At 34.2% G+C, this 22,763-nt stretch carries 18 protein-coding genes; 14 read left to right on the top strand and 4 right to left on the bottom strand.

Going from position 1 to position 22,763, the window contains the following annotated elements; genetic code table 11:
- Window positions 1-48 precede the first annotated feature (48 nt).
- From EKL98_RS10025 to EKL98_RS09975, 11 genes are all read left to right on the top strand, one after another.
- Window positions 49-1,206 carry an N-acetylmuramoyl-L-alanine amidase family protein gene (locus tag EKL98_RS10025; protein WP_126562198.1) on the top strand — a complete coding sequence of 386 codons (1,158 nt, stop codon included), beginning with the start codon at window positions 49-51 and terminating at the stop codon, window positions 1,204-1,206.
- A gap of 563 nt (window positions 1,207-1,769) precedes the next feature.
- Window positions 1,770-2,735, top strand: a complete 966-nt coding sequence (locus tag EKL98_RS10020; protein ID WP_126562197.1) for an MlaD family protein — start codon at window positions 1,770-1,772, stop codon at window positions 2,733-2,735.
- 5 nt (window positions 2,736-2,740) lie between these two features.
- A complete protein-coding gene (locus tag EKL98_RS10015) occupies window positions 2,741-4,072 on the top strand; it encodes a (Fe-S)-binding protein (RefSeq protein ID WP_126562196.1) in 1,332 nt (443 codons plus the stop codon).
- 111 nt (window positions 4,073-4,183) lie between these two features.
- Window positions 4,184-4,975 carry a (Fe-S)-binding protein gene (locus EKL98_RS10010; protein WP_126562195.1) on the top strand — a complete coding sequence of 264 codons (792 nt, stop codon included), beginning with the start codon at window positions 4,184-4,186 and terminating at the stop codon, window positions 4,973-4,975.
- Window positions 4,976-5,065: 90 nt separating this feature from the next.
- The gene (locus EKL98_RS10005; RefSeq protein ID WP_126459999.1) at window positions 5,066-5,548 is read left to right on the top strand and encodes an ABC transporter ATPase; all 483 of its coding nucleotides are present in this window, start codon (window positions 5,066-5,068) and stop codon (window positions 5,546-5,548) included.
- 13 nt (window positions 5,549-5,561) lie between these two features.
- Entirely contained in the window at window positions 5,562-8,558 is a 2,997-nt protein-coding gene (locus EKL98_RS10000; RefSeq protein WP_126562194.1) for a glycoside hydrolase family 3 N-terminal domain-containing protein, read from the top strand.
- A gap of 144 nt (window positions 8,559-8,702) precedes the next feature.
- Entirely contained in the window at window positions 8,703-9,323 is a 621-nt protein-coding gene (locus EKL98_RS09995) for a phosphatase PAP2 family protein (RefSeq protein ID WP_126459993.1), read from the top strand.
- A gap of 46 nt (window positions 9,324-9,369) precedes the next feature.
- Entirely contained in the window at window positions 9,370-10,551 is a 1,182-nt protein-coding gene (locus EKL98_RS09990; RefSeq protein WP_126459990.1) for an MFS transporter, read from the top strand.
- 1 nt (window position 10,552) lies between these two features.
- Complete coding sequence (locus EKL98_RS09985; protein ID WP_126562193.1) at window positions 10,553-12,565, top strand: heavy metal translocating P-type ATPase; 2,013 nt, start codon at window positions 10,553-10,555, stop codon at window positions 12,563-12,565.
- 77 nt (window positions 12,566-12,642) lie between these two features.
- Entirely contained in the window at window positions 12,643-13,776 is a 1,134-nt protein-coding gene (bshA, locus tag EKL98_RS09980; RefSeq protein ID WP_126459984.1) for an N-acetyl-alpha-D-glucosaminyl L-malate synthase BshA, read from the top strand.
- A 46-nt stretch (window positions 13,777-13,822) separates the two neighbouring features.
- Window positions 13,823-14,254 carry a protease complex subunit PrcB family protein gene (locus EKL98_RS09975; RefSeq protein WP_126562192.1) on the top strand — a complete coding sequence of 144 codons (432 nt, stop codon included), beginning with the start codon at window positions 13,823-13,825 and terminating at the stop codon, window positions 14,252-14,254.
- A gap of 47 nt (window positions 14,255-14,301) precedes the next feature.
- On the opposite strand, the gene EKL98_RS09970 is transcribed toward EKL98_RS09975, so the two are convergent.
- Window positions 14,302-14,811: a hypothetical protein gene (locus EKL98_RS09970; protein WP_126459978.1), complete on the bottom strand. Its 510-nt coding sequence runs from the start codon at window positions 14,809-14,811 to the stop codon at window positions 14,302-14,304.
- Between the two features lie 103 nt (window positions 14,812-14,914).
- Complete coding sequence (locus EKL98_RS09965) at window positions 14,915-15,754, bottom strand: UDP-2,3-diacylglucosamine diphosphatase (protein WP_126459977.1); 840 nt, start codon at window positions 15,752-15,754, stop codon at window positions 14,915-14,917.
- A 183-nt stretch (window positions 15,755-15,937) separates the two neighbouring features.
- On the opposite strand from EKL98_RS09965, the gene aroC reads away from it, so the two are divergent.
- From aroC to EKL98_RS09950, 3 genes are all read left to right on the top strand, one after another.
- Window positions 15,938-16,999, top strand: coding sequence for a chorismate synthase (gene aroC / locus EKL98_RS09960; RefSeq protein WP_126453382.1), 1,062 nt, complete (start codon window positions 15,938-15,940; stop codon window positions 16,997-16,999).
- Between the two features lie 109 nt (window positions 17,000-17,108).
- Window positions 17,109-18,389, top strand: coding sequence for a dicarboxylate/amino acid:cation symporter (locus tag EKL98_RS09955; protein WP_197037191.1), 1,281 nt, complete (start codon window positions 17,109-17,111; stop codon window positions 18,387-18,389).
- 79 nt (window positions 18,390-18,468) lie between these two features.
- Entirely contained in the window at window positions 18,469-19,755 is a 1,287-nt protein-coding gene (locus tag EKL98_RS09950; RefSeq protein ID WP_126562191.1) for a dicarboxylate/amino acid:cation symporter, read from the top strand.
- Window positions 19,756-20,293: 538 nt separating this feature from the next.
- Here the strand turns inward: EKL98_RS09950 and EKL98_RS09945 are convergent.
- Window positions 20,294-21,547 carry a DEAD/DEAH box helicase gene (locus EKL98_RS09945; RefSeq protein WP_126515627.1) on the bottom strand — a complete coding sequence of 418 codons (1,254 nt, stop codon included), beginning with the start codon at window positions 21,545-21,547 and terminating at the stop codon, window positions 20,294-20,296.
- A 111-nt stretch (window positions 21,548-21,658) separates the two neighbouring features.
- Window positions 21,659-22,696: a formimidoylglutamase gene (locus EKL98_RS09940; RefSeq protein ID WP_126453390.1), complete on the bottom strand. Its 1,038-nt coding sequence runs from the start codon at window positions 22,694-22,696 to the stop codon at window positions 21,659-21,661.
- Window positions 22,697-22,763: the final 67 nt, after the last annotated feature.

Here is a 22,763-nt window from a genome sequence, read left to right as displayed (position 1 = left end):
AAATAAATTTATACCCTTAGTCTTCTAATTAAATTAACTTATAGCTTTATGCACAACACCTATAAAATTAAAATTACAATAACTTTTTTGATGACGATAATATCGCTATCAGCCTTTTGTCAATCTAATGTTTTTAAAGTAACACTTGATGCGGGGCATGGCGATCATGATTTTGGTGCTGTATATGAAGGACGAATAGAAAAAAACATAGCTTTGGCTGTCGTTCTAAAAGTTGGTAAGTTATTAGAAGCTACTCCACAAATTGATGTGAATTTTACACGAAAAACAGATGTTTTTATTGACTTAATTGAAAGAGCCAATATTGCTAACAGATTTAATGCTAATATTTTTGTGTCAATTCATTGTAATGCCAACAGAAATACCGCTGCCGATGGCACAGAAACCTACGTGATGGGTTTAAGTAAGATAGCCTCTAACCTAGAAGCGGCTAAAAAAGAGAATTCTGTAATCACTCTTGAAAAAGATTACAAACAAAAATATGAAGGATTTGATCCAAACTCTCCGGAAACTATGATTGGGATGACCTTGATGCAGGAAGAATATTTAGACAACAGTATTTCACTGGCCAGTAAGGTAGAAGATGCTTTTGCAGATTTAGGAAAAAAAATACGTGGAGGAGGAGTTAAACAAGCGCCATTTATGGTGCTTCATAAAGCCTACATGCCACGAGTATTGATAGAAATGGGGTTTATTTCTAATCCGACTGAAGGAAATAGATTAAATTCAGAAGAAGGCCAGAACGAAATTGCCAAAGCCATTGCAGGAGCTATAATCGATTATAAAAAAGAATATTTTGGAAGTGGAGAATCGGAAGCATTTGAAGTAAAGCCTTCGCAAAAAATTATTGAAAAACAAGTTAAGGATACTGCAACGCCTTTAAAATCAAAAACAAACCTTCAAGTTATTGAAACTAAAAAAGCAATCGATAATACTAAAATCTCATTCAAAGTGCAACTTTTGGCTAGTATCAAAAAAGTAGCGCTCCTGCCTAGAAATTTTAAAGGATTAAAAAATATCTCTGTTGCCTATGAAAATAGAGTCTACAAATATATGTATGGAGAAACAACGGATTACGATGAAGCAAGAAAGCAATTAACAGAGGCAAAAGAGAAAGGATATGATACTGCTTTTTTGATCGCTTTTAAAAATGGAGAAAAAATAAGCATTCAAGAAGCGATTAAATAACAAGTGCTACAGTAGTATTGATTAAAAAAATAAGTTTTATTTCGAAAATAATACGAGCGAATTCGCAATTCTAAAAGTATTTTTATTGGTCTTGTTGAACTTTTTTTCTCAGACCGATTTATTTTATTTTAATGTGGTCACGGCGGTAAAAACCCAGTAAATTTGCACAATAGTTTTGTTGAAAAGCAAATGCGCTTACGACAATATTAAAGTTAAAAAAACAGATCTAAAGATGCGTACGATGTTCAAGTAGTCTATCCCAAAACAACATATTTGTTAAACTATAACTGGTTTTATTAAATAAAAAGTTAAATGTATCTAATTTCAAAGTGTCTGAAGAGCTTCTACTGATAGCGGATGACAGGATCATTAGTATTAGTTATAAATCTAAATATCAGATTATTATTTAGCAAAAAAAAATCGATATGGTTAAACCTAAAAAGATACGTCCGGACACTTAATTGCATTTAATGTTGGAGAAAAAATAAGTGTAGAATTAAGCTCTTAAATAATAACAACAACTTAAAATATTTTACATTAAATTTGTAAAAAATACTTGAATTTTGAAAATAACACGAGAAATTAAAACTGCTATCTTAGTAATTGCTTCTATTTTATTATTTATTTGGGGCTATAGTTTTTTGAAAGGAAGAGATCTTTTCACAAATTATAAAACATTTTATGTAGAATATAAAAGTGTTGAAGGCCTAGCCACATCCTCACCTGTTACCTTGAACGGTTTGGTGGTTGGTAAAGTAAATAGTATTACCATAAATGAAAACACAGGACTATTATTAGTCGAATTGCAATTGAAAACTGATTTTCCTATTTCTAAATCCAGTAGGGCTTCTATTTATGAGCCAGGATTTATTGGAGGAAAACAAATTGCAATTATCCCTAATTTTAAAGATAAAAGCTTGGCACTTGATGGTCAGAAATTGCAAGGCGGAGTGAAATTAGGACTTACTGATAAAGTAGGGGATCAATTAGCACCTCTTCAGGAAAAACTAGAAAAACTATTGTTAAGCACGGATAAATTAATTTCCGGTTTTAATAACGTTCTGGATCAAAAAGGGCAGCGGGATTTAAAACTCACTCTAGCTGAATTGAGCAAAACCATTGAACAATTTCATAAAGTGTCCTTAAATGTCAATACTTTATTAGAAACGAATAAAGCACAAATCAACGGAGTCGTTAGCAATTTTTCTAAAATATCGGGTAATTTTTCTAAAATATCAGATTCCTTGAATAAAGCCGATCTTGGAAAAACGGTAAAAAATCTCAATGCAACTCTAGGAAGAGTTGATGGTATTATGAGTGGTTTAGAATCTGGGAAAGGTTCTATGGGTAAATTGCTAAACGACGAGGCTTTCTACCAAAACATAAAAAACGCCACAAAAGAATTAGAATTATTATTACAAGATATTAGACTTTATCCCACTCGATATGTCAATATTTCTTTATTTGGAAAGAAAAATAAACCGTATGTAGGTCCTGTAAATGATTCTATATCTAATGAAATAAAATAGCAATTATGAGCTACTTAGACAACATTTTATTTGCCGTTATATTGGTAATTGGTTTTGGTTATTTTTTCAACAGTGTTAAAAAAATCAGACGAAATATCAATCTTGGAACGGATGTAAATCGCTTTGATAATCCTAAAGCGCGCTGGATTAATATGGCCATGATAGCTCTTGGTCAATCAAAAATGGTCAAAAAACCTATCGCTGGAGCATTGCATATTATTGTCTATGTGGGTTTTATAATTATAAATATTGAATTGTTAGAAATTATTATCGACGGACTTTTTGGGACACATCGTGTTTTTGCTTTTTTAGGAACTACGTATGATGTGCTGATTGCTTCTTTCGAAATTTTAGCTTTTTTAGTTTTAGTAGCAGTTTTTGCTTTTTGGAGCAGAAGAAATGCCATCAAATTGAAAAGATTTGTGAGCTCTGATTTAAAAGGCTGGCCAAAAAATGATGCAAACTATATCTTGTATTTTGAGGTGGTTCTTATGACATTATTTTTATTGATGAACGCTTCTGATTTGCATTTACAAAATGTCTCCGGAGGTTTTTCTCATTTTATAAAAGCCGGTTGGTTTCCGATCAGTCAATTTATTGAACCTATCTTTAACGGAATGTCAAATGAATTGGTAATGTTGCTTTCAGAGATATTCTGGTGGTTGCATATTGTGGGTATTTTAATTTTTATGAATTACTTGTATTTTTCAAAACATTTACATATTCTGTTAGCATTCCCAAATACGTATTTTGCAAATCTAAATCCGCAAGGACAATTTGATAATTTAGAATCCGTTACTAAAGAAGTGAAGTTAATGATGGATCCTAATGCTGATCCTTTTGCGGCAGCACCAGTGGATGAGAATGCGGTTCCAAGTAAATTTGGTGCCAGTGATATTCAGGACTTAAACTGGGTTCAATTATTGAATGCGTATACCTGTACAGAATGTGGTCGTTGTACGTCAGCTTGTCCAGCCAATATTACAGGAAAAAAATTGTCTCCACGTAAAATTATGATGGATACCAGAGATCGAATGGAAGAAGTAGGAAGAAATATTGATGCCAATAAAGGTGTTTTTATTCCGGACAACAAAACATTATTAAACGATTACATCACACCAGAAGAGCTTTGGGCATGCACTTCTTGTAATGCGTGCGTGGAAGAATGTCCTGTAAACATTAGCCCGCTTTCAATTATTATGGATATGCGTCGCTATTTAGTAATGGAACAAAGTGCGGCCCCACTGCCAATAAACGCCATGATGACTAATATAGAGAATAACGGTGCGCCATGGCAATACAATCAGCAAGACCGATTGAATTGGAAAAACGAATAGGCGTTAAATCGCGTCACTGTTTAATAGGCTATTTGTTTAACGAATAACCGATTTACAAATGAAGATTTTGTCATTAACCAAATAAGCAAATAACCGAATCAACAAGATAGTATGTCAGAGAATTTAATAGTGCCTACCATGGCCGAAATGTTAGCTCAAGGGAAACAACCAGAAGTTTTATTTTGGGTGGGTTGTGCAGGAAGTTTTGACGATAGAGCGAAGAAAATAACGAAGGCTTTTGTTCGGATTTTAAATCGGGCTAATGTTTCTTTTGCCGTTTTAGGTACTGAAGAAAGCTGTACAGGTGATCCTGCCAAAAGAGCTGGTAATGAGTTTTTGTTTCAAATGCAGGCCATGATGAATATTGAGGTTTTGAATGCATACGAAGCAAAAAAAATTGTTACCGCTTGTCCACATTGTTTCAATACACTAAAAAATGAATATCCGGAATTAGGCGGAAAATACGAAGTGGTTCACCACACGGAGTTTTTGAAATCCTTGTTAGATGACGGAAGGCTGACTATTGAAGGTGGACAATTCAAGGGTAAACGAATTACTTTTCACGATCCTTGTTATTTAGGCAGAGCTAATAATGTGTATGAAGCACCAAGAGAATTGATTCTTAAATTGGATGCTGAATTAGTTGAAATGAAGCGTTCTAAAGCTAACGGTTTATGTTGCGGTGCAGGTGGAGCCCAAATGTTTAAAGATGCTGAACCTGGAAATAAGGAAGTCAATATAGAAAGAACCGAGGAGGCATTAGAAACAAAACCAGAAATTATTGCCGCAGGCTGTCCTTTTTGTAATACCATGATGACGGACGGTATTAAAAATAAAGAAAAAGAAGGCGAAGTAAAAGTGATGGATATTGCGGAACTAATTGCTAATGCGCAGGATCTTTAGTGTACAGTGTCTAAGTAATCAGCAATGCTCTATAATTTATTACACCTAACTTCATAAATCTACAATCTAAAATCACAAATCTAAAATCGTATGTACGTTCCATTTGAAAATTTACCCGAAGAATCTAAAATCTGGATTTATCAATCAAACAGAAAATTTTCGGATGCCGAATTTTCTGAAATAGAAAGCGCCTTGCAATCTTTTCTGGAAGGTTGGGCTGCGCATGGTACTAGTCTAGAATCCTCGTACCAATTAAAATACAACCGGTTTATCATTATTGCCGTAAATCAGGATGTACAAGCTGCAACAGGATGCTCTATAGATTCCTCTGTAGAATTTATTCAAAATTTAGAACAAAAATATACCGTAGATTTATTGGATAAAATGAACGTTACCTTCAAACTTGGAGAACATATAGCACACAAGCCGTTGATTGATTTCAAGAAAATGGTAAAAGATAAAGCGGTTACTGAAAATACCATCGTTTTCAATAATTTAGTTAATAATATAGAAGAATACAATGAATCCTGGGAAGTTCCTGCCATTGATAGCTGGCACAGTCGTTTTTTTTAAACAAAATAGTCAGATGAAAAAGATAAGCATCAGAAATAGTTTTTTTTATGTCTTATTTCTTTTTATTGCTGTTGGTTGTGTTGGTACAAAAACAAATAAGAATAAAGTAATTGTAACCAACATTCCGTCCAAAATTGAAAATTTAGACAGTATTGCTTTAAGTAATATGCCCACACTTTTTGAGTTGTCTCCTCAAGGCAACAAATGGGTTGATAGTGTTTACAGTGCAATGACTTTAGAGGAAAAATTTGGACAATTGTTTATGGTTGCCGCTTATTCCAATAAAGATTCGACGCATATTAAAGCTATTGATACACTCATAACAGATCATAAAATTGGAGGATTAATTTTCTTTCAAGGTGGACCTGTTCGTCAGGCAAAATTAACCAACCGTTTTCAATCCAAGTCAAAAACTCCATTGTTTATTGGTAGTGATGCGGAATGGGGTTTGGGCATGCGATTGGACTCTACCTACAGTTATCCCTGGAATATGACTCTTGGAGCCATCCAAGACATGAAATTATTGGAGAAAGTAGGTGTTCAAATAGGACAACAAAGCAAGCGATTGGGATTGCAATTTAACTTTGCTCCAATTCTTGACATCAACTCCAATCCTAAAAATCCTATCATAGGTTTTCGTTCTTTTGGTGAAGATAAATTCAAGGTTACAGCACATGCTATTGCTTTGATGAAAGGGGTGCAAAGTCAAGGCATATTTTCAACAGGAAAGCATTTTCCGGGACATGGCGATACGGATACGGATTCTCATAAAAAATTACCGACCATAAATTCCTCAAAAGAACAATTACAAAACCTAGCGTTTTATCCTTACAAAAAAATGTTTCATGAAGGACTTTCGTCCGTTATGGTAGCCCATTTAAACGTTCCCAGCATAGAACCAAGACCTAATTTTCCTTCCTCAATTTCCTATAATGTGGTTACTGATATTCTTCAGAAAGAATTGGGTTTCAAAGGACTTATTTTTACAGATGCTTTGAATATGAAAAGTGTAAGCGAATTTAAATTACCCAGTGAAATTAATTTTGAAGCTTTTATAGCCGGTAATGACGTGCTGCTGTTTCCTGAAAATGTTCCTGCTGCTATTGAGAAATTTAAATTTGCGTATTCTCTAAATTTATTTACGGAGGAACGATTGGCTTTTTCCGTAAAAAAAATTCTGAAATTCAAGTACAAAGCGAATTTGAATAATTTTAAACCAATTGCCACTGAAAATTTATACACCGATTTGAATTCAGTTGAAAATGAAGCTTTACACTATGAGTTGTATGAAAATGCAATTACCGTTCTAAAAAACACGGCTGCTGTTTTGCCGATTAAAAATTTGGACAAACAAAAAATCGCTTATGTAAAAATGGGAGATGACAACAATGATGTTTTTGTTTCAACTTTAAAAAAATACACTGAAGTAACTGTGATTTCAGATGTGAATTTGGATAGTCTTCAAGTGAAATTACACCCTTTTACAACCGTAATCATTGGTTATCACAAATCAGATGTTGCTTTTAGTAATCATGATCTAAGATTGGATGAGTTGGCAAAAATTAAATTTCTAGCCCAAAATAATACTGTAATTCTGGATGTTTTTGCAAAACCATACGCTTTATTACCAATTATAAATTTTGAAGATATTGAAGGTTTAGTTGTTTCTTATCAAAATAGTGCAGTTGCACAGGTCGTTTCGGCAGAACTAATTTTTGGGGCTATTGAAGCCAAAGGGAAACTACCGGTTTCTATTAATACTAGTTTTAATGTAAATGATGGTTTGCCAACAGAAAAATTGAATCGGCTGGGATTCACAACTCCAGAAAATGTTGGGATGAATTCAACGATTTTATCAAAAATTGACAGTATTGCTACTAAAGCAATTGACGCTAAAATGACTCCTGGAATTCAGGTATTGGTAGCCAGAAAAGGAAAAGTTATTTATCAAAAATCATTCGGTCATCATACGTATGATAGAACGATTAAAGTGCAAGACTCCGATATTTATGATGTTGCCTCATTAACGAAAATTATAGCTACATTGCCTAATGTGATGCAGCAATACGACCAGCAAAAAATAAATTTGGAAACAACATTAGGATCAATGTCTCCTATTTTTAAAGATTCCAATAAGGCAAATATTAATTTCAAGGATTTATTGTCGCATTATGCAGGTTTAGCAGCAGGAATACCATTTTACAAGGCTACAATGAATAAATCGCAATCTCCTTCTGATGTTTATTTTAGAAAAATTGCTGAAGAGCAGTTTTCGAAAAAACTAGGAGACAGTCTTTTTATACGAAATGATTTTAGTGACACAATTATGAAAATGATTGTTGAGAGTAAACTGTCATTAAAAAAAGAATACAAATACAGTGATCTTACTTTTATGATTCTGAAGGATTATTTAGAAAAGACAACGGGTAAACCATTAGATGTTTTAATTCAAGAAAATTTCTATCGTTCACTCGGGATGAACAATTCAAGTTTCAATCCATTGACTAAATTTGATAAAAACAGAATTCCGCCAACGGAAACAGATACCTATTTCCGTCGTCAACTTTTACAAGGATATGTCAATGATTTGTCCGCTGCTTTAGAAGGTGGGGTTTCAGGTCACGCAGGTGTTTTTTCGAATGCTATGGATGTGGCTAAAATAATGGAACTTTATTTACAAAAAGGAAATTATGGAAACCGGCAATATTTTTCTGAAAAAACATTTGATGATTTCAATACGTGCTATTTTTGTGCCGCCGGAAATAGGAGAGGAGTGGGCTTTGATAAACCACAATTAGGTGCTGTAGGACCTACGTGCGGTTGTGCTTCAATGACGAGTTTTGGTCACACTGGTTATACAGGTACAATGGCTTGGGCTGATCCTGAAACGCAAATTGTTTATGTGTTTTTATCTAATAGAACTTTCCCAATTGCAAGTGAAAATAGATTATCGAAAGAAAATATTCGGGAAGATATCCAAAGGGTAATTTATGAAGCGATTATAAACTAAGCAAACGTTAACGTAATAATAAAATAGTTCAAATGAAATTATAGTCAATTTCATTTGAACTATTTTTTTTAAAATGATTTTGTTAGAAGTGTTTCGTTACAAAGTTCACCTGTATTATAGTATATTTGAGATAAAAACAATAGGATGAAAAATAAGAATACTGTAATTGCAAAAATCAATTTAATTGTATGGCTTTTTTGCATGACTTTTGTAAATGCTCAAAATAATGATATAAATATTCTACGAGATATCAATGTTGATCGAAATAAGAATTTAGATCCTACTTTTAAATTAATAACGAATAGTGCGGTTCCCATCGGTCTTGTTACTCCTATTATTATATATTCGGTTGGTTTATTAAAGAAAGATAATGCCGCCAAGAAACAGGCAATTTTTGTTGGAGAAGCATTCTTAGTAAATGCATTTATTACTACCGCTTTGAAACATACTATAAAAAGACAGCGACCATTTAAAACCTATCCTGATATTGATCAAGCAGCGTCGACCGTGGGTTATTCATTTCCTTCGGGACATACTTCGTCAGCTTTCGCAACGGCAACGTCACTTAGTTTAGCGTATCATAAATGGTATGTTATTGCACCGTCTTTTGTATGGGCAAGTGCCGTGGGATATTCTCGAATGCACTTAGGCGTTCATTATCCAAGCGATGTAGTGGCAGGAGCCGTTTTAGGAAGTGGGTCGGCCTACCTAACCTATAAGGCTAATAAATGGCTTAACAAGAAAAGATCAAGAATGGAAAAATAACGGTTTATACTGTTTACTGTTCTATGAAAACGTAAAATAATTCAAAATGAAAAGATTAAATTATATTTCAAAAACAGTCTGGATAGTATCACTGGTTAGTCTATTTACGGATACAGCGAGCGAAATGCTTTATCCAATAATGCCTATATACCTTAAATCGATTGGGTTCTCGATAGTATTAATTGGTGTTTTAGAAGGCTTTGCCGAGGCTTTAGCTGGATTAAGTAAAGGATATTTTGGTAAGTTATCTGATAGTTCAGGTAAACGTGTTCCATTTGTGCGTCTGGGCTACGGTTTAAGTGCTATTTCAAAACCCATGATGGCGGTATTCGTCTTCCCTCTTTGGATATTTTTTGCCAGAGCAATTGATCGTTTCGGAAAAGGAATTCGTACTGGTGCAAGAGATGCGATTTTATCTGATGAAGCAACTGCTGAAACGAAAGGAAAGATATTTGGATTTCATAGATCAATGGATACGTTTGGTGCCGTTCTAGGACCTGTTATGGCTTTGATTTATCTGCATTTTTATCCACAACAGTATAAAATGCTTTTTTATGTTGCTTTTATTCCAGGTTTACTAGCGGTATTTGCTTCTTTTTTGCTTAACGATAAACTTAAGGTACAGGCAAAGGAGGTAAAACAGATTTCGTTTTTCTCGTTTCTTAGCTATTGGAAAACAAGTCCTGCACAATATCGAAGAGTAGTAACAGGACTATTAGCTTTTGCCTTATTCAATAGTTCCGATGTTTTTTTACTTTTAAAAGCGAAGCAAGCAGGTTTAAATGATACTGTGGTAATAGAGATTTATATTTTTTACAATTTGGTTTATGCTCTTTGTGCATTTCCATTAGGAATTTTTGCTGATAAAATTGGATTGAAGAAAATGTTTACTTTTGGACTTTTTCTATTTGCAATTGTCTATTTTGGAATGGCATTTACTAAAAACAGTTATATTATTGGTGGATTATTTTTAATTTACGGTGTGTATGCTGCTGCAACCGAAGGGATTTCGAAAGCATGGATCAGTAATATTTCTGATAAAAAAGATACTGCGACTGCTATTGGAACTTATTCTGGATTTCAAAGTATTTGCGCCTTATTGGCCAGTTCTTTTGCCGGGGTCCTTTGGTATCAATTTGGTGCGAATACTACATTTTTTATTACTGGGATAACCACATTACTTATTATTATTTATTTTTCGTTTTTCATTAAATATAAAACAATTTAAAATGGCATCCCAACATAAAACTTTACCTGACAACAAATGTTGCGCAGTAGAAGAAAAAAAAGTAAATAAAGCAGAGCAAGATGCAGGATGTTGTTCCTCTCACAGTGAGTCAGAAAATCACGATGAGGAAGATCACGATCATTCTAACGGAAATGAAAGCACCCTCAGAATGTTTTTACCATCTATAATTAGTTTTATAGGATTGCTGATTGCTTTATTGTTTGATAATTACTTTCCTCAATCTTGGTTTAATGGTTGGTTTCGAATCGTTTGGTATGTTGCAGCTTACATTCCGGTAGGGCTTCCAGTTTTGAAAGAAGCTTACGATAGCATTGGTAAAGGAGCTATTTTTTCTGAATTTTTTCTAATGGGAATAGCTACATTAGGTGCGTTTGGAATTGGTCAATATGCCGAAGGAGTGGCTGTCATGTTATTTTACTCCATTGGTGAATTATTCCAAATGCTCGCCGTTAAAAGAGCAAAATTAAATATAAAATTATTACTGGATCAAAGACCTGATGTTGCAAACGTTGTAATGGGACAAAATGTGATTGCAATTAAAGCTTCGGAAGTGGCTATTGGAGCTGTCATAGAATTAAAACCCGGAGAAAAATTAGCATTAGATGGAATGTTGCTTTCGGATTATGCCACTTTCAATACTGCTGCATTAACAGGCGAAAGCAAACCGGATTCTAAGTCAAAAGGAGATACAATTCTTGCCGGAATGATCAATGGCACTTCTATTGCTCAAGTAGAAGTGACTACTGCATTTACAGACAGCAAATTATCTAAAATCCTCCAGATGGTGCAGGATGCCACTGCTAAAAAAGCACCAACAGAATTATTTATTAGGAAGTTTGCTAAAATATACACGCCAATAATAGTGTATCTCGCTATTGCTATATGTGTAGTGCCAATCTTATTTGCAGAAACGTATATATTTAAGGAATGGCTGTACAGAGCCTTACTGTTCTTGGTGGTTTCCTGTCCGTGTGCCTTGGTGATTTCCATTCCGTTAGGGTATTTTGGCGGAATTGGCGCCGCAAGTAAAAACGGAATATTGTTTAAAGGATCTACATTTCTGGATACTATGGCAGCTATTCAGGTAGTGGTGATGGATAAAACAGGGACTTTAACCAAAGGCGTTTTTAAAGTTCAGAAAGTAGTGTCGATAGGAATTCTGGAGTCTGATTTAGTTAACTATACTGCAGTAATTGAAGCTAAATCGACGCATCCGGTTGGTTCCGCAATAGTAGAATTTGCCAAAAATCCTAAAAATGAAATTGTTGTTTCTAATTTCACTGAGATTCCAGGCCTTGGCTTGCAAGGTGTTGTAGATGGAAATGAAATCTTGGTGGGAAGTCCTAAACTGATGAAAAAATTCCATATTGATTATGACACGGATCTTGATGCTATTCCGTACACTATTGTTGTAGTTGCCATCAATCAAAAATATACAGGTTATTTTCTTGTTGCCGATGAAATAAAAGAAGATGCAAAAGTGGCTATTGAAAGTTTACATAAAATAAATATCAAAACAATATTACTTTCTGGGGACAATCAAGCGGTAGTTTTGGCTGTAGCCAAAGAATTAAATATTGATGAAGCTTACGGAAATTTGTTGCCAGAAGATAAAGTCAATAAAGTAACCGCACTTTTAAACCAAAAATTAAAAGTTGCATTTGTTGGAGACGGAGTAAATGATGCTCCAGTCATTGCTCTGGCAGATGCGGGAATTGCTATGGGTGGTTTAGGAAGCGATGCTACTATTGAAACGGCTGATATTGTCATTCAAAATGACCAGCCCACTAAGATTTTTACCGCTATCACCATTGGAAAAAAAACAAAACAAATCGTTTGGCAAAATATTGGATTGGCTTTTTTCGTAAAACTAATAGTTCTCATTCTGGGAGCTGCTGGACTTGCCTCTATGTGGGAGGCGGTTTTTGCAGATGTGGGGGTGGCCTTATTGGCGATTTTAAATGCCGTTCGAATTCAGCGAATGAAATTTTAAATTTGTATTGCATTTAACTTAAAATTCCATAAAACACATTCCTATTTTTCTTAATTTCGTTTCATTAAATTAAATACATGAAAATTGCAATAGTTTGTTATCCTACCTTTGGAGGTAGTGGTGTTGTCGCTACAGAATTAGGACTGGAATTGGCTCGTCGTGGGCATGAAATACATTTCATAACTTACAGTCAGCCCGTACGTTTGGCACTTTTAAGTCCAAATGTGCATTACCACGAAGTAAATGTGCCTGAATATCCATTGTTTCATTACCAACCGTATGAATTGGCCTTATCGAGCAAATTAGTCGATATGGTAAAATTATATAAAATAGAATTGCTTCATGTACATTATGCTATTCCTCATGCCTATGCGGGCTATATGGCAAAACAAATGCTGAAAGACGAAGGCATTGATATTCCAATGGTGACAACATTACACGGAACAGATATCACCTTGGTAGGGAATCACCCGTTTTATAAGCCAGCAGTCACTTTTAGTATCAATAAATCAGATTTTGTTACCTCAGTATCCCAAAGTTTAAAAGACGATACGCTTAAATTATTCAATATAAAAAATGAAATTGAGGTTATTCCTAATTTTATTGAATTGAATAAAAATACAAATAACCTGAACATTCCTTGTCAACGTTCAGTCATGGCCAAGGAAAATGAACGAATTATAACGCACATCAGTAATTTTAGAAAAGTAAAACGAATTCCGGATGTCATTAAAATTTTCTATAATATTCAAAAAGAGATTCCGGCTAAATTGATGATGGTTGGTGATGGCCCTGAAAAAGAAAAAGCAGAATATTTATGTCAGGAATTGGGTATACTAGACAAGGTAATCTTTTTTGGTAACAGCAACGAAATTGATAAGATTTTGTGCTTAACTGACTTGTTTTTACTCCCATCTGAAACAGAAAGTTTTGGTTTGGCAGCCCTTGAAGCTATGGCGTGTAAAGTTCCTGTTATCTCTAGTAATTCAGGCGGTTTACCCGAAGTTAATTTTGAAGGCATTTCCGGCTATTTAAGTGATGTAGGAAATACAGAGGAAATGGCTCAAAACGCATTGAAAATTCTAAAAGATGATTTGACGCTTGCTAAATTTAAAGAAAACGCATTAGCTGTTGCCAAACAATTTGACATAAAAAATATTTTGCCCCTTTACGAAGAGTTATATCAAAAAGCCATTAATAAATACTTATAGACACACAGGAATTATTTTTGAAATTATTAAATGTAAAAACATAAAAATGAAAAAAGTAATGCTGTCGTTCCTTGCTATAACTGTCGTTTCCTGCGGTAGCGTTTCTTTAAAAAGTACAGATGCCACTACAGCGCTATTTGAAGTTTTGACTCAGCAAACTAATGGTGGAGCTAGTATCCGTTTTTTTGAGATTCTTTCTGAACCAAGCGAAATTAAAATGCTGCAGAATGATGAAAACTTAAAAAATAAGATTAATGCTAATGATATTCTGAATGCTAATTTTGTTGTTTTGAATATGGGAGAGAAAACCACTGGCGGATATGCCATAGGAATTGATAAGGTAATTGAAACGGATAAAAATATAATTATAACAGTTCAAGAAACAAATCCTGAGCCGGGTAGTATGGTGACACAAGCTTTTACGACTCCTTTTTGTATTGTGAAAATTAATTCCAAGAAAGAGATTCTTATAAAATAAAAAATGCCACTATTTCTAGTGGCATTTTTTTTATTCTTTTTGAAATATTAGAATTGGTATTTAAGAGCTAAAGCTACATCAGAACCGTAATTGTTTCTGTAATAATCGCTACCACCAAACTCTGGTCTGAAATCTAAAGAGATTAACAATGGAATATCAAAATTATATTCGATACCTATATCTCCGGCAACAAATGCGAAAGTTCCATTATTATAATTTCTATTATCATAATAATCTCTATTGTAGTTTCCTACACCACCACCAATACCTGCATACCAGTTGAATCCACCATCAATGTTCCATACCCACTGATACAAACCAGTTAATTTGATGGCATTGTCATCATAATTATCATTGTTATAATTATTTCTGTTTCTCCAACCTAAGTCTAATTCTAAACGATTGTTATCGCCTAAACCTCTTTGATAGGTGATCTCAGTACCAAAACCACCACTGTCACCAAAACGAAGGCCTAGTGCATTTTTTGAAATCTCTTGTGCTTGTGAGGTGAATGCTAATCCAATTAGCATTATAACCGATAAAATAATTTTTTTCATAAGTAAATTTTTATAAATACAAAGATATTACTAACTTTGTGATTAAATTTACAAAATTAATTGTAAATGTTTCATAATTCACACTTTTGATATAAAACCACCATTAATCTAAAATAGTTTTTTTAAAGAAAATAGCAGGTGTAACATACTGAGTACTGATTAAATCCTCCATCTCAAAAAGATTTTCATCTTCAGCATAATTAGTTTCTGAGTAGTGAAATAATTTCCAACGTTTTTTATTGTATTCCAATGCGGTTAAATTCTCCACCCAATCCCCGGAATTCAAATACAAAGTAGCTCCGTTTTTATTCTCTTTTTTGATTATTTTTGGCTCGTGAATATGACCGCAAATTACATAATCGTAGTTGTTTTCGATGGCGAGTTCCGTGGCTGTTTTTTCAAAATCCGAAATGTGCTTTACTGCCTTTTTTACACCAGCCTTTATTTGTTTAGAAAAAGAGTAGGGCTCTTTCCCTATTTTTGATAAGCACCAATTTACAAATCGATTCAAAAGTATCAGATAATCATATCCTAAACCGCCTAATTTTGCAATCCATTTTGAGTGTTGTACGGAAGCATCAAAGACATCACCGTGAAATATCCAGGCTTTTTTGTCATCAAGATCCAAGACTAACTTGTCCACCAATGCAAAATTACCCATACTCATATCGCTAAACTTTCGGAGCATTTCATCATGATTTCCAGTAATATAATAGACTTTTGTTCCCTTTGAAGCAAAACTGATGATTTTTTGGATAACCTTTAAATGCGCTTTGGGAAAATAGGATTTTCTAAATTGCCATACATCAATAATATCTCCATTTAAGACTAAAATTTTAGGTTTAATTGCAGATAAATAATTATAAAGTTCTTTAGCATGACTTCCATAAGTCCCCAGATGTACATCAGAAATCACCACTAACTCGACTTTTCTTTTTTTCAAGGTATTTGAATTTGAATTTTATCAAATTAATGGAATTCTACTGAATTGAAATGCGATTAAAGGTTAATAAATAGTTTTCAATATTAATTTAAAGTCAATAAATAGATATTGCTATTCAAAAGTTTAGTGGTTAAAATTTTGAACTTTAAACTAAAATACTACTTTTGTTCAAAACTAATCAGTATGGCAGGAAATAGCTACGGAACACTATTTAGAATAACAACTTTTGGAGAATCTCACGGTGACGCTTTAGGAGGGATAATAGACGGTTGTCCTCCCGGAATAACAATAGATTTAGAAGCAATTCAATTTGAAATGTCCCGCAGAAAGCCAGGCCAATCAGCAATAGTTACTCAACGCAAAGAACCGGATGACGTTCAATTTCTTTCCGGAATCTTTGAAGGTAAAACTACCGGTACACCCATAGGTTTTATTATTCCTAATACCAATCAAAAATCAGATGATTATTCTCATATAAAAGACAATTACAGACCCAGTCATGCGGATTATGTGTATGAAAAAAAATATGGGGTTAGGGATTATCGTGGCGGTGGGCGCAGTTCTGCGCGGGAAACTGCCAGTAGAGTTGTGGCGGGAGCTGTAGCAAAACAAATGTTGCCAGACATAAAAATTAATGCGTATGTTTCTTCTGTAGGACCTATTTTTTTAGACAAACCCTACCAAGATTTAGATTTTTCGAAAACCGAAAATAATCCGGTTCGTTGCCCAGATGAACAGGCAGCGGTAATCATGGAAGAATATATTCGTGATATCCGAAAACAAGGGGATACTGTGGGCGGAACCGTAACCTGTGTGATTCAAAATGTACCTATTGGTTTAGGAGAGCCCGTTTTTGATAAGCTTCACGCAGAACTTGGCAAAGCAATGCTTTCTATTAATGCCGTAAAAGGATTTGAATTTGGAAGTGGTTTTGAAGGCGCTAAGATGAAAGGAAGTGCGCATAATGATTTATACAATGCTGACGGAACGACAAAAACCAATCTTTCAGGTGGAATTCAAGGAGGAATCAGTAACGGAATGGATATTTATTTTCGCGTGGCTTTCAAACCTGTGGCCACCATTATGCAAAAACAAGAATCACTGGACAATAAAGGCAATATTACAGAAATGACTGGAAAAGGGCGTCATGATCCTTGTGTAGTACCGCGTGCTGTGCCTATTGTTGAGGCAATGGCAGCCATTGTATTAGCTGATTTTTATTTGATAAATAAAACATATCAGTAGTAATTGTTGATACTTTTTATGTTTTTTACAATACCATTTTTTACCTGACTGCGAGTAAAAAATTATTTTTTATAATCAAGGTTGATCCTACAATCTTATAACCAATTTAATGAATATGAATACAACTAAAAAGCCGTCCTTTTTTTCAGGATTAACAGGGCAAATATTAATAGCTATGGTTTTGGGTGCTATTTTAGGCATTATCATTCATAATTCTATTTCACCGGAAGCAGCTCAAAATTTTAGTAACAAAATTAAAATTCTGGCTACTATTTTTATTCGACTGGTTCAAATGATTATTTCGCCATTGGTATTTACGACGTTGGTGGTAGGAATTGCGAAACTTGGGGATATCAAAGCGGTGGGGAGAATTGGAGGAAAAGCGATGGGATGGTTTTTTACAGCTTCATTTATCTCTTTGTTATTGGGGATGTTTTTTGTAAACATACTAGAACCGGGAGTTGGCCTTAATTTATCAAATGTTGATATGGGATCAGTTTCAGAAGTCACAGCGAAAACACAAAACATATCTTTTGAAAACTTTATTGAGCATATAGTACCTAAAAGTATTTTTGAAGCAATGGCTACTAATGAAATTTTACAAATTGTAATATTTTCGATTTTCTTTGGTCTGGCAGCGGCTGCATTAGGTGATTATGTGAAGCCAGTGACAAATGCTTTGGATAAAATATCTCATATTGTTCTGAAAATGGTAAACTACGTTATGAAGTTTGCCCCAATAGGAGTATTTGGTGCTATAGCAGGAGTATTTGCGGTTAGAGATTTTCAGGAATTGGCAATTACCTATTTCAAGTTCTTTGGTTCTTTCTTAATTGGAATTTCCTCACTTTGGGTCGTGTTGATTGTTGTGGGGTATGTATTTCTAAAAAGCAGAATGACCGTTTTGCTAAAAAGAATTGTAAGTCCATTGATTATTGCTTTTGGAACAACCAGCAGTGAAGCTGTTTTTCCAAAATTGACCGAAGAATTAGAACGTTTTGGAGTCAAGGACAGAATTGTTTCTTTCATGTTGCCGCTCGGGTATTCTTTTAACTTGGATGGAAGTATGATGTACATGACTTTTGCCAGTATTTTTATTGCGCAAGCCTACGGAATTGATTTGGATTTGGGTACGCAAATGACCATGCTTTTAGTTTTGATGCTTACCAGTAAAGGAATTGCAGGAGTACCAAGAGCGAGTTTAGTGGTTGTTGCTGCAACTTGTGGTATGTTTGACATTCCAATCGAAGGAATTGCTTTAATTTTACCTATTGACCATTTTTGTGATATGTTTCGTAGCGCAACCAATGTGTTAGGAAATGCTTTAGCAACATCGGTAGTTGGAAGCTGGGAAAAAGACGAGGATTCCGAACCGGTTTCATTAGACTAAATAATAAAAAACTCCTCAAATAATGAGGAGTTTTTTTTTGTAAAATATCAGTTTGTCTGATTCAAATGAATTTAAAATTATGAAAAAACTTGCTTTACATTGGAAAATTCTTTTAGGAATGATTCTAGGACTCCTTTTTGGATTAGTAATGAAAAACTTAGAACAAAAAGGAATCGTAATTGACTGGATAAAACCTTTTGGAACTATTTTTATAAACTTACTCAAAATGATTGCTGTTCCCTTAATTGTGGTTTCATTGATTGTTGGATTAGCAGATTTAAAAGATATTTCTAAACTTTCTAAATTAGGAGGAAGGACAGTCTTTTTTTACTTATGTTCCACAGTAATAGCAGTCATTATTGGTTTGTTGTTAGCCAATTTAATTAAGCCCGGAACTTACATTAACGAAGAATCCAGAATAAGCTTACTTGAAAATTTTTCGGTTGATGCTTCTCAAAAAATTGAATTGGCGGTAAAAGCTAAAAATAGTGGGCCACTGCAACCTTTGATAGATATTGTACCAGATAATTTTTTTAAAGCTTTAAGTGATAATGGAAGTATGTTGCAAGTCATTTTTTTTGTTATTTTAATTGGGATCGGTCTCATTTTAATTGAAGAAAAAAAATCAAAACCTGTCGTTGATTTCTTTAAGGGATTGAATGATGTAATTCTGAAAATTATTGACATTATCATGCTTTTTTCACCAGTTGGTGTTTTCGCACTGATGGCCGCACTGATGGTCGAAATTCCAGATTTTTCAACATTAGGAGCGCTGGGAATCTATGGATTAACGGTTTTGCTTGGCTTGTTTTTGATGATGTTTGTGTTTTATCCAAGCTTATTAATGATTTTTGCAAAAGTAAATCCAATACAGTTTTTTAACGCCATTGCGCCCGCCCAATTATTGGCTTTTTCAACAAGTTCAAGTGCAGCTGCACTGCCCGTTACCATGGAATGTGTTACCGAGCGTTTAGGAGTTGATGAAGAGGTTTCTAGTTTTGTTTTGCCTCTGGGAGCAACAGTAAACATGGATGGAACTAGCTTGTATCAAGCAGTAGCTGCGATATTTATAGCTCAAGCAATGCTTCCGGAAGCTTTAGACCTCAATACACAATTGATGATAGTTGTTACTGCAACACTGGCTTCTATAGGATCAGCAGCGGTTCCTAGTGCCGGAATGGTGATGCTTGTTATTGTTCTTGGTCAAGCTGGAATTCCAGAAGCTGGGCTAGCGCTTATTTTTGCTATTGACAGACCTTTGGATATGTGCAGAACTGTAGTCAATGTAACAAGTGATGCAACTATTGCAACTATTGTCGCCAAATCTGTAGGGAAATTAAATAAACCAAAAGAAATTAATTTTTAACTAATAGTTCTTTGTACACCATGAAGTGGATTTAATATATTTGAAATTCATGAGACTTCAAAATAGTTCACTTTTGACACTTAATTGATTAAAATAAATTATTATTTATTGGCGCATAAATTTATATTTAATTAAACTTAATCACTTATGAATCAGGTGTATATTGTGTTATTAATAGTGTTTGTATTTAACTTTTTCAGTGATGACGTACTTGCACAAACGTAAACGGCATGAAACAATGAGATCGTAAAATTAACGGATCACGCGTCACAATACCTGAAGAATGCTGATTTCAAAAAATCCTTTAAAATTTCGAAAATTGCCTTGTACAAAGCCATTACTCAAAAGGATAAATTTTCTATAGTAATTTCTTTAGTACATGACAAAAATAGATAGTATTGAAATTCAAGAAGATTAAGGTCATTTAATTCAAATAATATTTTCATTAAAACACTTAAAAACAACATGTTAACGATAGATCACTTTTTAACGACAGTTAAAAAGTGATTTATTACAGATGTAAGTCAGTATAACGAATTTAATACCAGCGTTTTTTATTTTGTTTGGAAACCTCTGATTTTCTTGATTTATGAGCTCCACCACTGCGGTTTGAGTTCTTTTGAGTTCCCGCGGGAGCGGTTTCAGGACTTCCTGAATGCCAACCGTATGGGTGATCACTTACGGTTTTTACATCTACTTTTATTAATTTCTGAATGTCTTTCCAATATTGGTGCTCATCTTTGCTACAAAAAGAAATTGCAACACCTTCATTTCCGGCACGACCGGTTCTGCCAATTCGGTGTACATACGTTTCGGGAATATTGGGTAAATCAAAATTAATGACAAATGGTAATTGATCAATATCAATTCCTCTGGCTGCAATATCAGTAGCCACTAAAACATTCACTTCTTTATTCTTGAATCCTTCTAAAACGCGTTGTCTGGCATTTTGAGACTTGTCACCATGAATCGCTTCGGCAGCAATATCGTGTTTGCGCAATGCTTTTACAACGTTGTCAGCTCCGTGTTTTGTTCTTGAAAAAACCAAAACATTAGACAGTTTTTCGTTTTTAATTAAATGATACAGCAAATTTCTTTTTTCTGCTTTTTCAACAAAATATACGCGTTGTTCTACGTTTTCAGCTGTAGAAGAAACAGGAGATACGGTAACTGTTGCAGGATCTTTCAGAAACATTTCGGCTAATTCTCTTATGGCCATTGGCATTGTAGCCGAGAAAAATAAGGTTTGTCTGTTATTAGGGGTCAGTTTTACAATTTTTTTGACATCATTTACAAATCCCATATCCAGCATCTGGTCCGCTTCGTCAAGGACTAAAGTATGCAAATGGTCTAAATCGATGAAACCTTGTTTGACTAAGTCTAGCAAACGTCCTGGAGTAGCAATCAGGATATCAATTCCTTTTTTCAGCATTTCTACCTGTGGCACTTGAGAAACGCCACCAAAAATAGTAAGTTGCACTAAGTTTGTGTATTTTCCATATTGGTCAAAATTTTGTCCAATTTGAACGGCCAATTCTCGGGTTGGGGTGATGACTAAAGCACGGATTGGACTTGCTTTTTTAGAGGACCCTACTATTCTATGCAATTGATGAATAATAGGAATGGCAAATGCGGCCGTTTTTCCGGTACCGGTTTGGGCACAACCAATCATATCTCTACCTGATAATACGATTGGAATGGCTTGTTCTTGTATTGGAGTTGCTTCTAAATAGCCTTGTTCAAATACGGCTTTTTGTATACTTTTTGAAAGTGGTAAATCTTCGAATAACATATTTTAAATATTAAATATCATGTATTAAGTACATAGATAGTGCTGCAAAGGTAGTGTTATTTATCGATTAGGTTAATAGGTATTCGTTTAAGCAATTTATCATTTAACCAGTTAGACAATCTGCTGGTTCGATTTAATAAAATCAGTCACCAGATAGCCTATCAGTTTACCTATTAAATGATTGTTTTTTTCTTCGCCTAAATCCGGTGCGCCTTCACAAATGTGTAAATAGGCAGCATTTTTATTTTTGGCAAAATAGTATATAAATTGCCTAAGTTGCTCCACAGAGTATCCACTCATAGTCATGGCACTGCAGGCAATATTAGGAATCGCATCCAAGTCGATCTCTATTCCAAAAAAATCATCATTTATAAATTCCGAAGCGAGCGCCATTTCCTGATCAAAGTTTTTTTCTCTTCTAATACTTACACTATCATAGGTGTTAAAACGAACTCGATCCTCTATTTTCTTAATGATATCCAACACACTTTTTGAAGTGTAGTTTTCATGTAGTCCAAAAATAAAATATTTTTTCAAAAAACCTTCTTCATAAGCATACGAAAAACCATTGCCACTGTGACGTCCTTCTATAATCCTAAAATCAGAATGCGCATCAAAATTGATTGCATTAATAGGTTTGCCTTTGGCGAGTGCAGTTCCTTTTATATTTCCGTATGAATTATTGTGTCCGCCACCAATGATTATTGGAGTTTTACCTGATTTTATAATGTTAAAAATGATATGAGAGACATCTTTGTCTATTTTTTCAACTAATTGGCTTAATTTAAAACGATCATCAATATCATTAAAATCAAGGTGTTCTACTTCCTGCATTTTGTCACTTACGTCTAATTGCCCTAAAATAATTAACTGACTTCCTTTACAAAAACGATTGTGCTGAATATTAGCAATACTTTTTATGGCACTGTCCCAAGCTGAAGCCGCCCCGGGTCGGCCAAAATTAGCTCTTATTCCAATGTCTTCGGGAATACCAAATAATACATATTTAGCCTCACAGGTTGTTAGAAAATCAATTGAATCAACATCTTTTGGGATGGTTATCATTTTTTCTCCAAACTTTATCTCGCCACTTCTGTGGTTCGTAATTTTTGCAAGATCATGAATTGTAAAGCGTATAATTTTTTCCATTAAAAAAAATATTTTTTCCCAAAAATAATATAAATGTATCAACTTGCGTTATTCATTAGTTATATAT

This window comes from Flavobacterium bomense, assembly GCF_003970355.1.
Note: the sequence above shows the minus strand (reverse complement) of the source record. Positions and strands in the feature narration are given on the sequence as shown.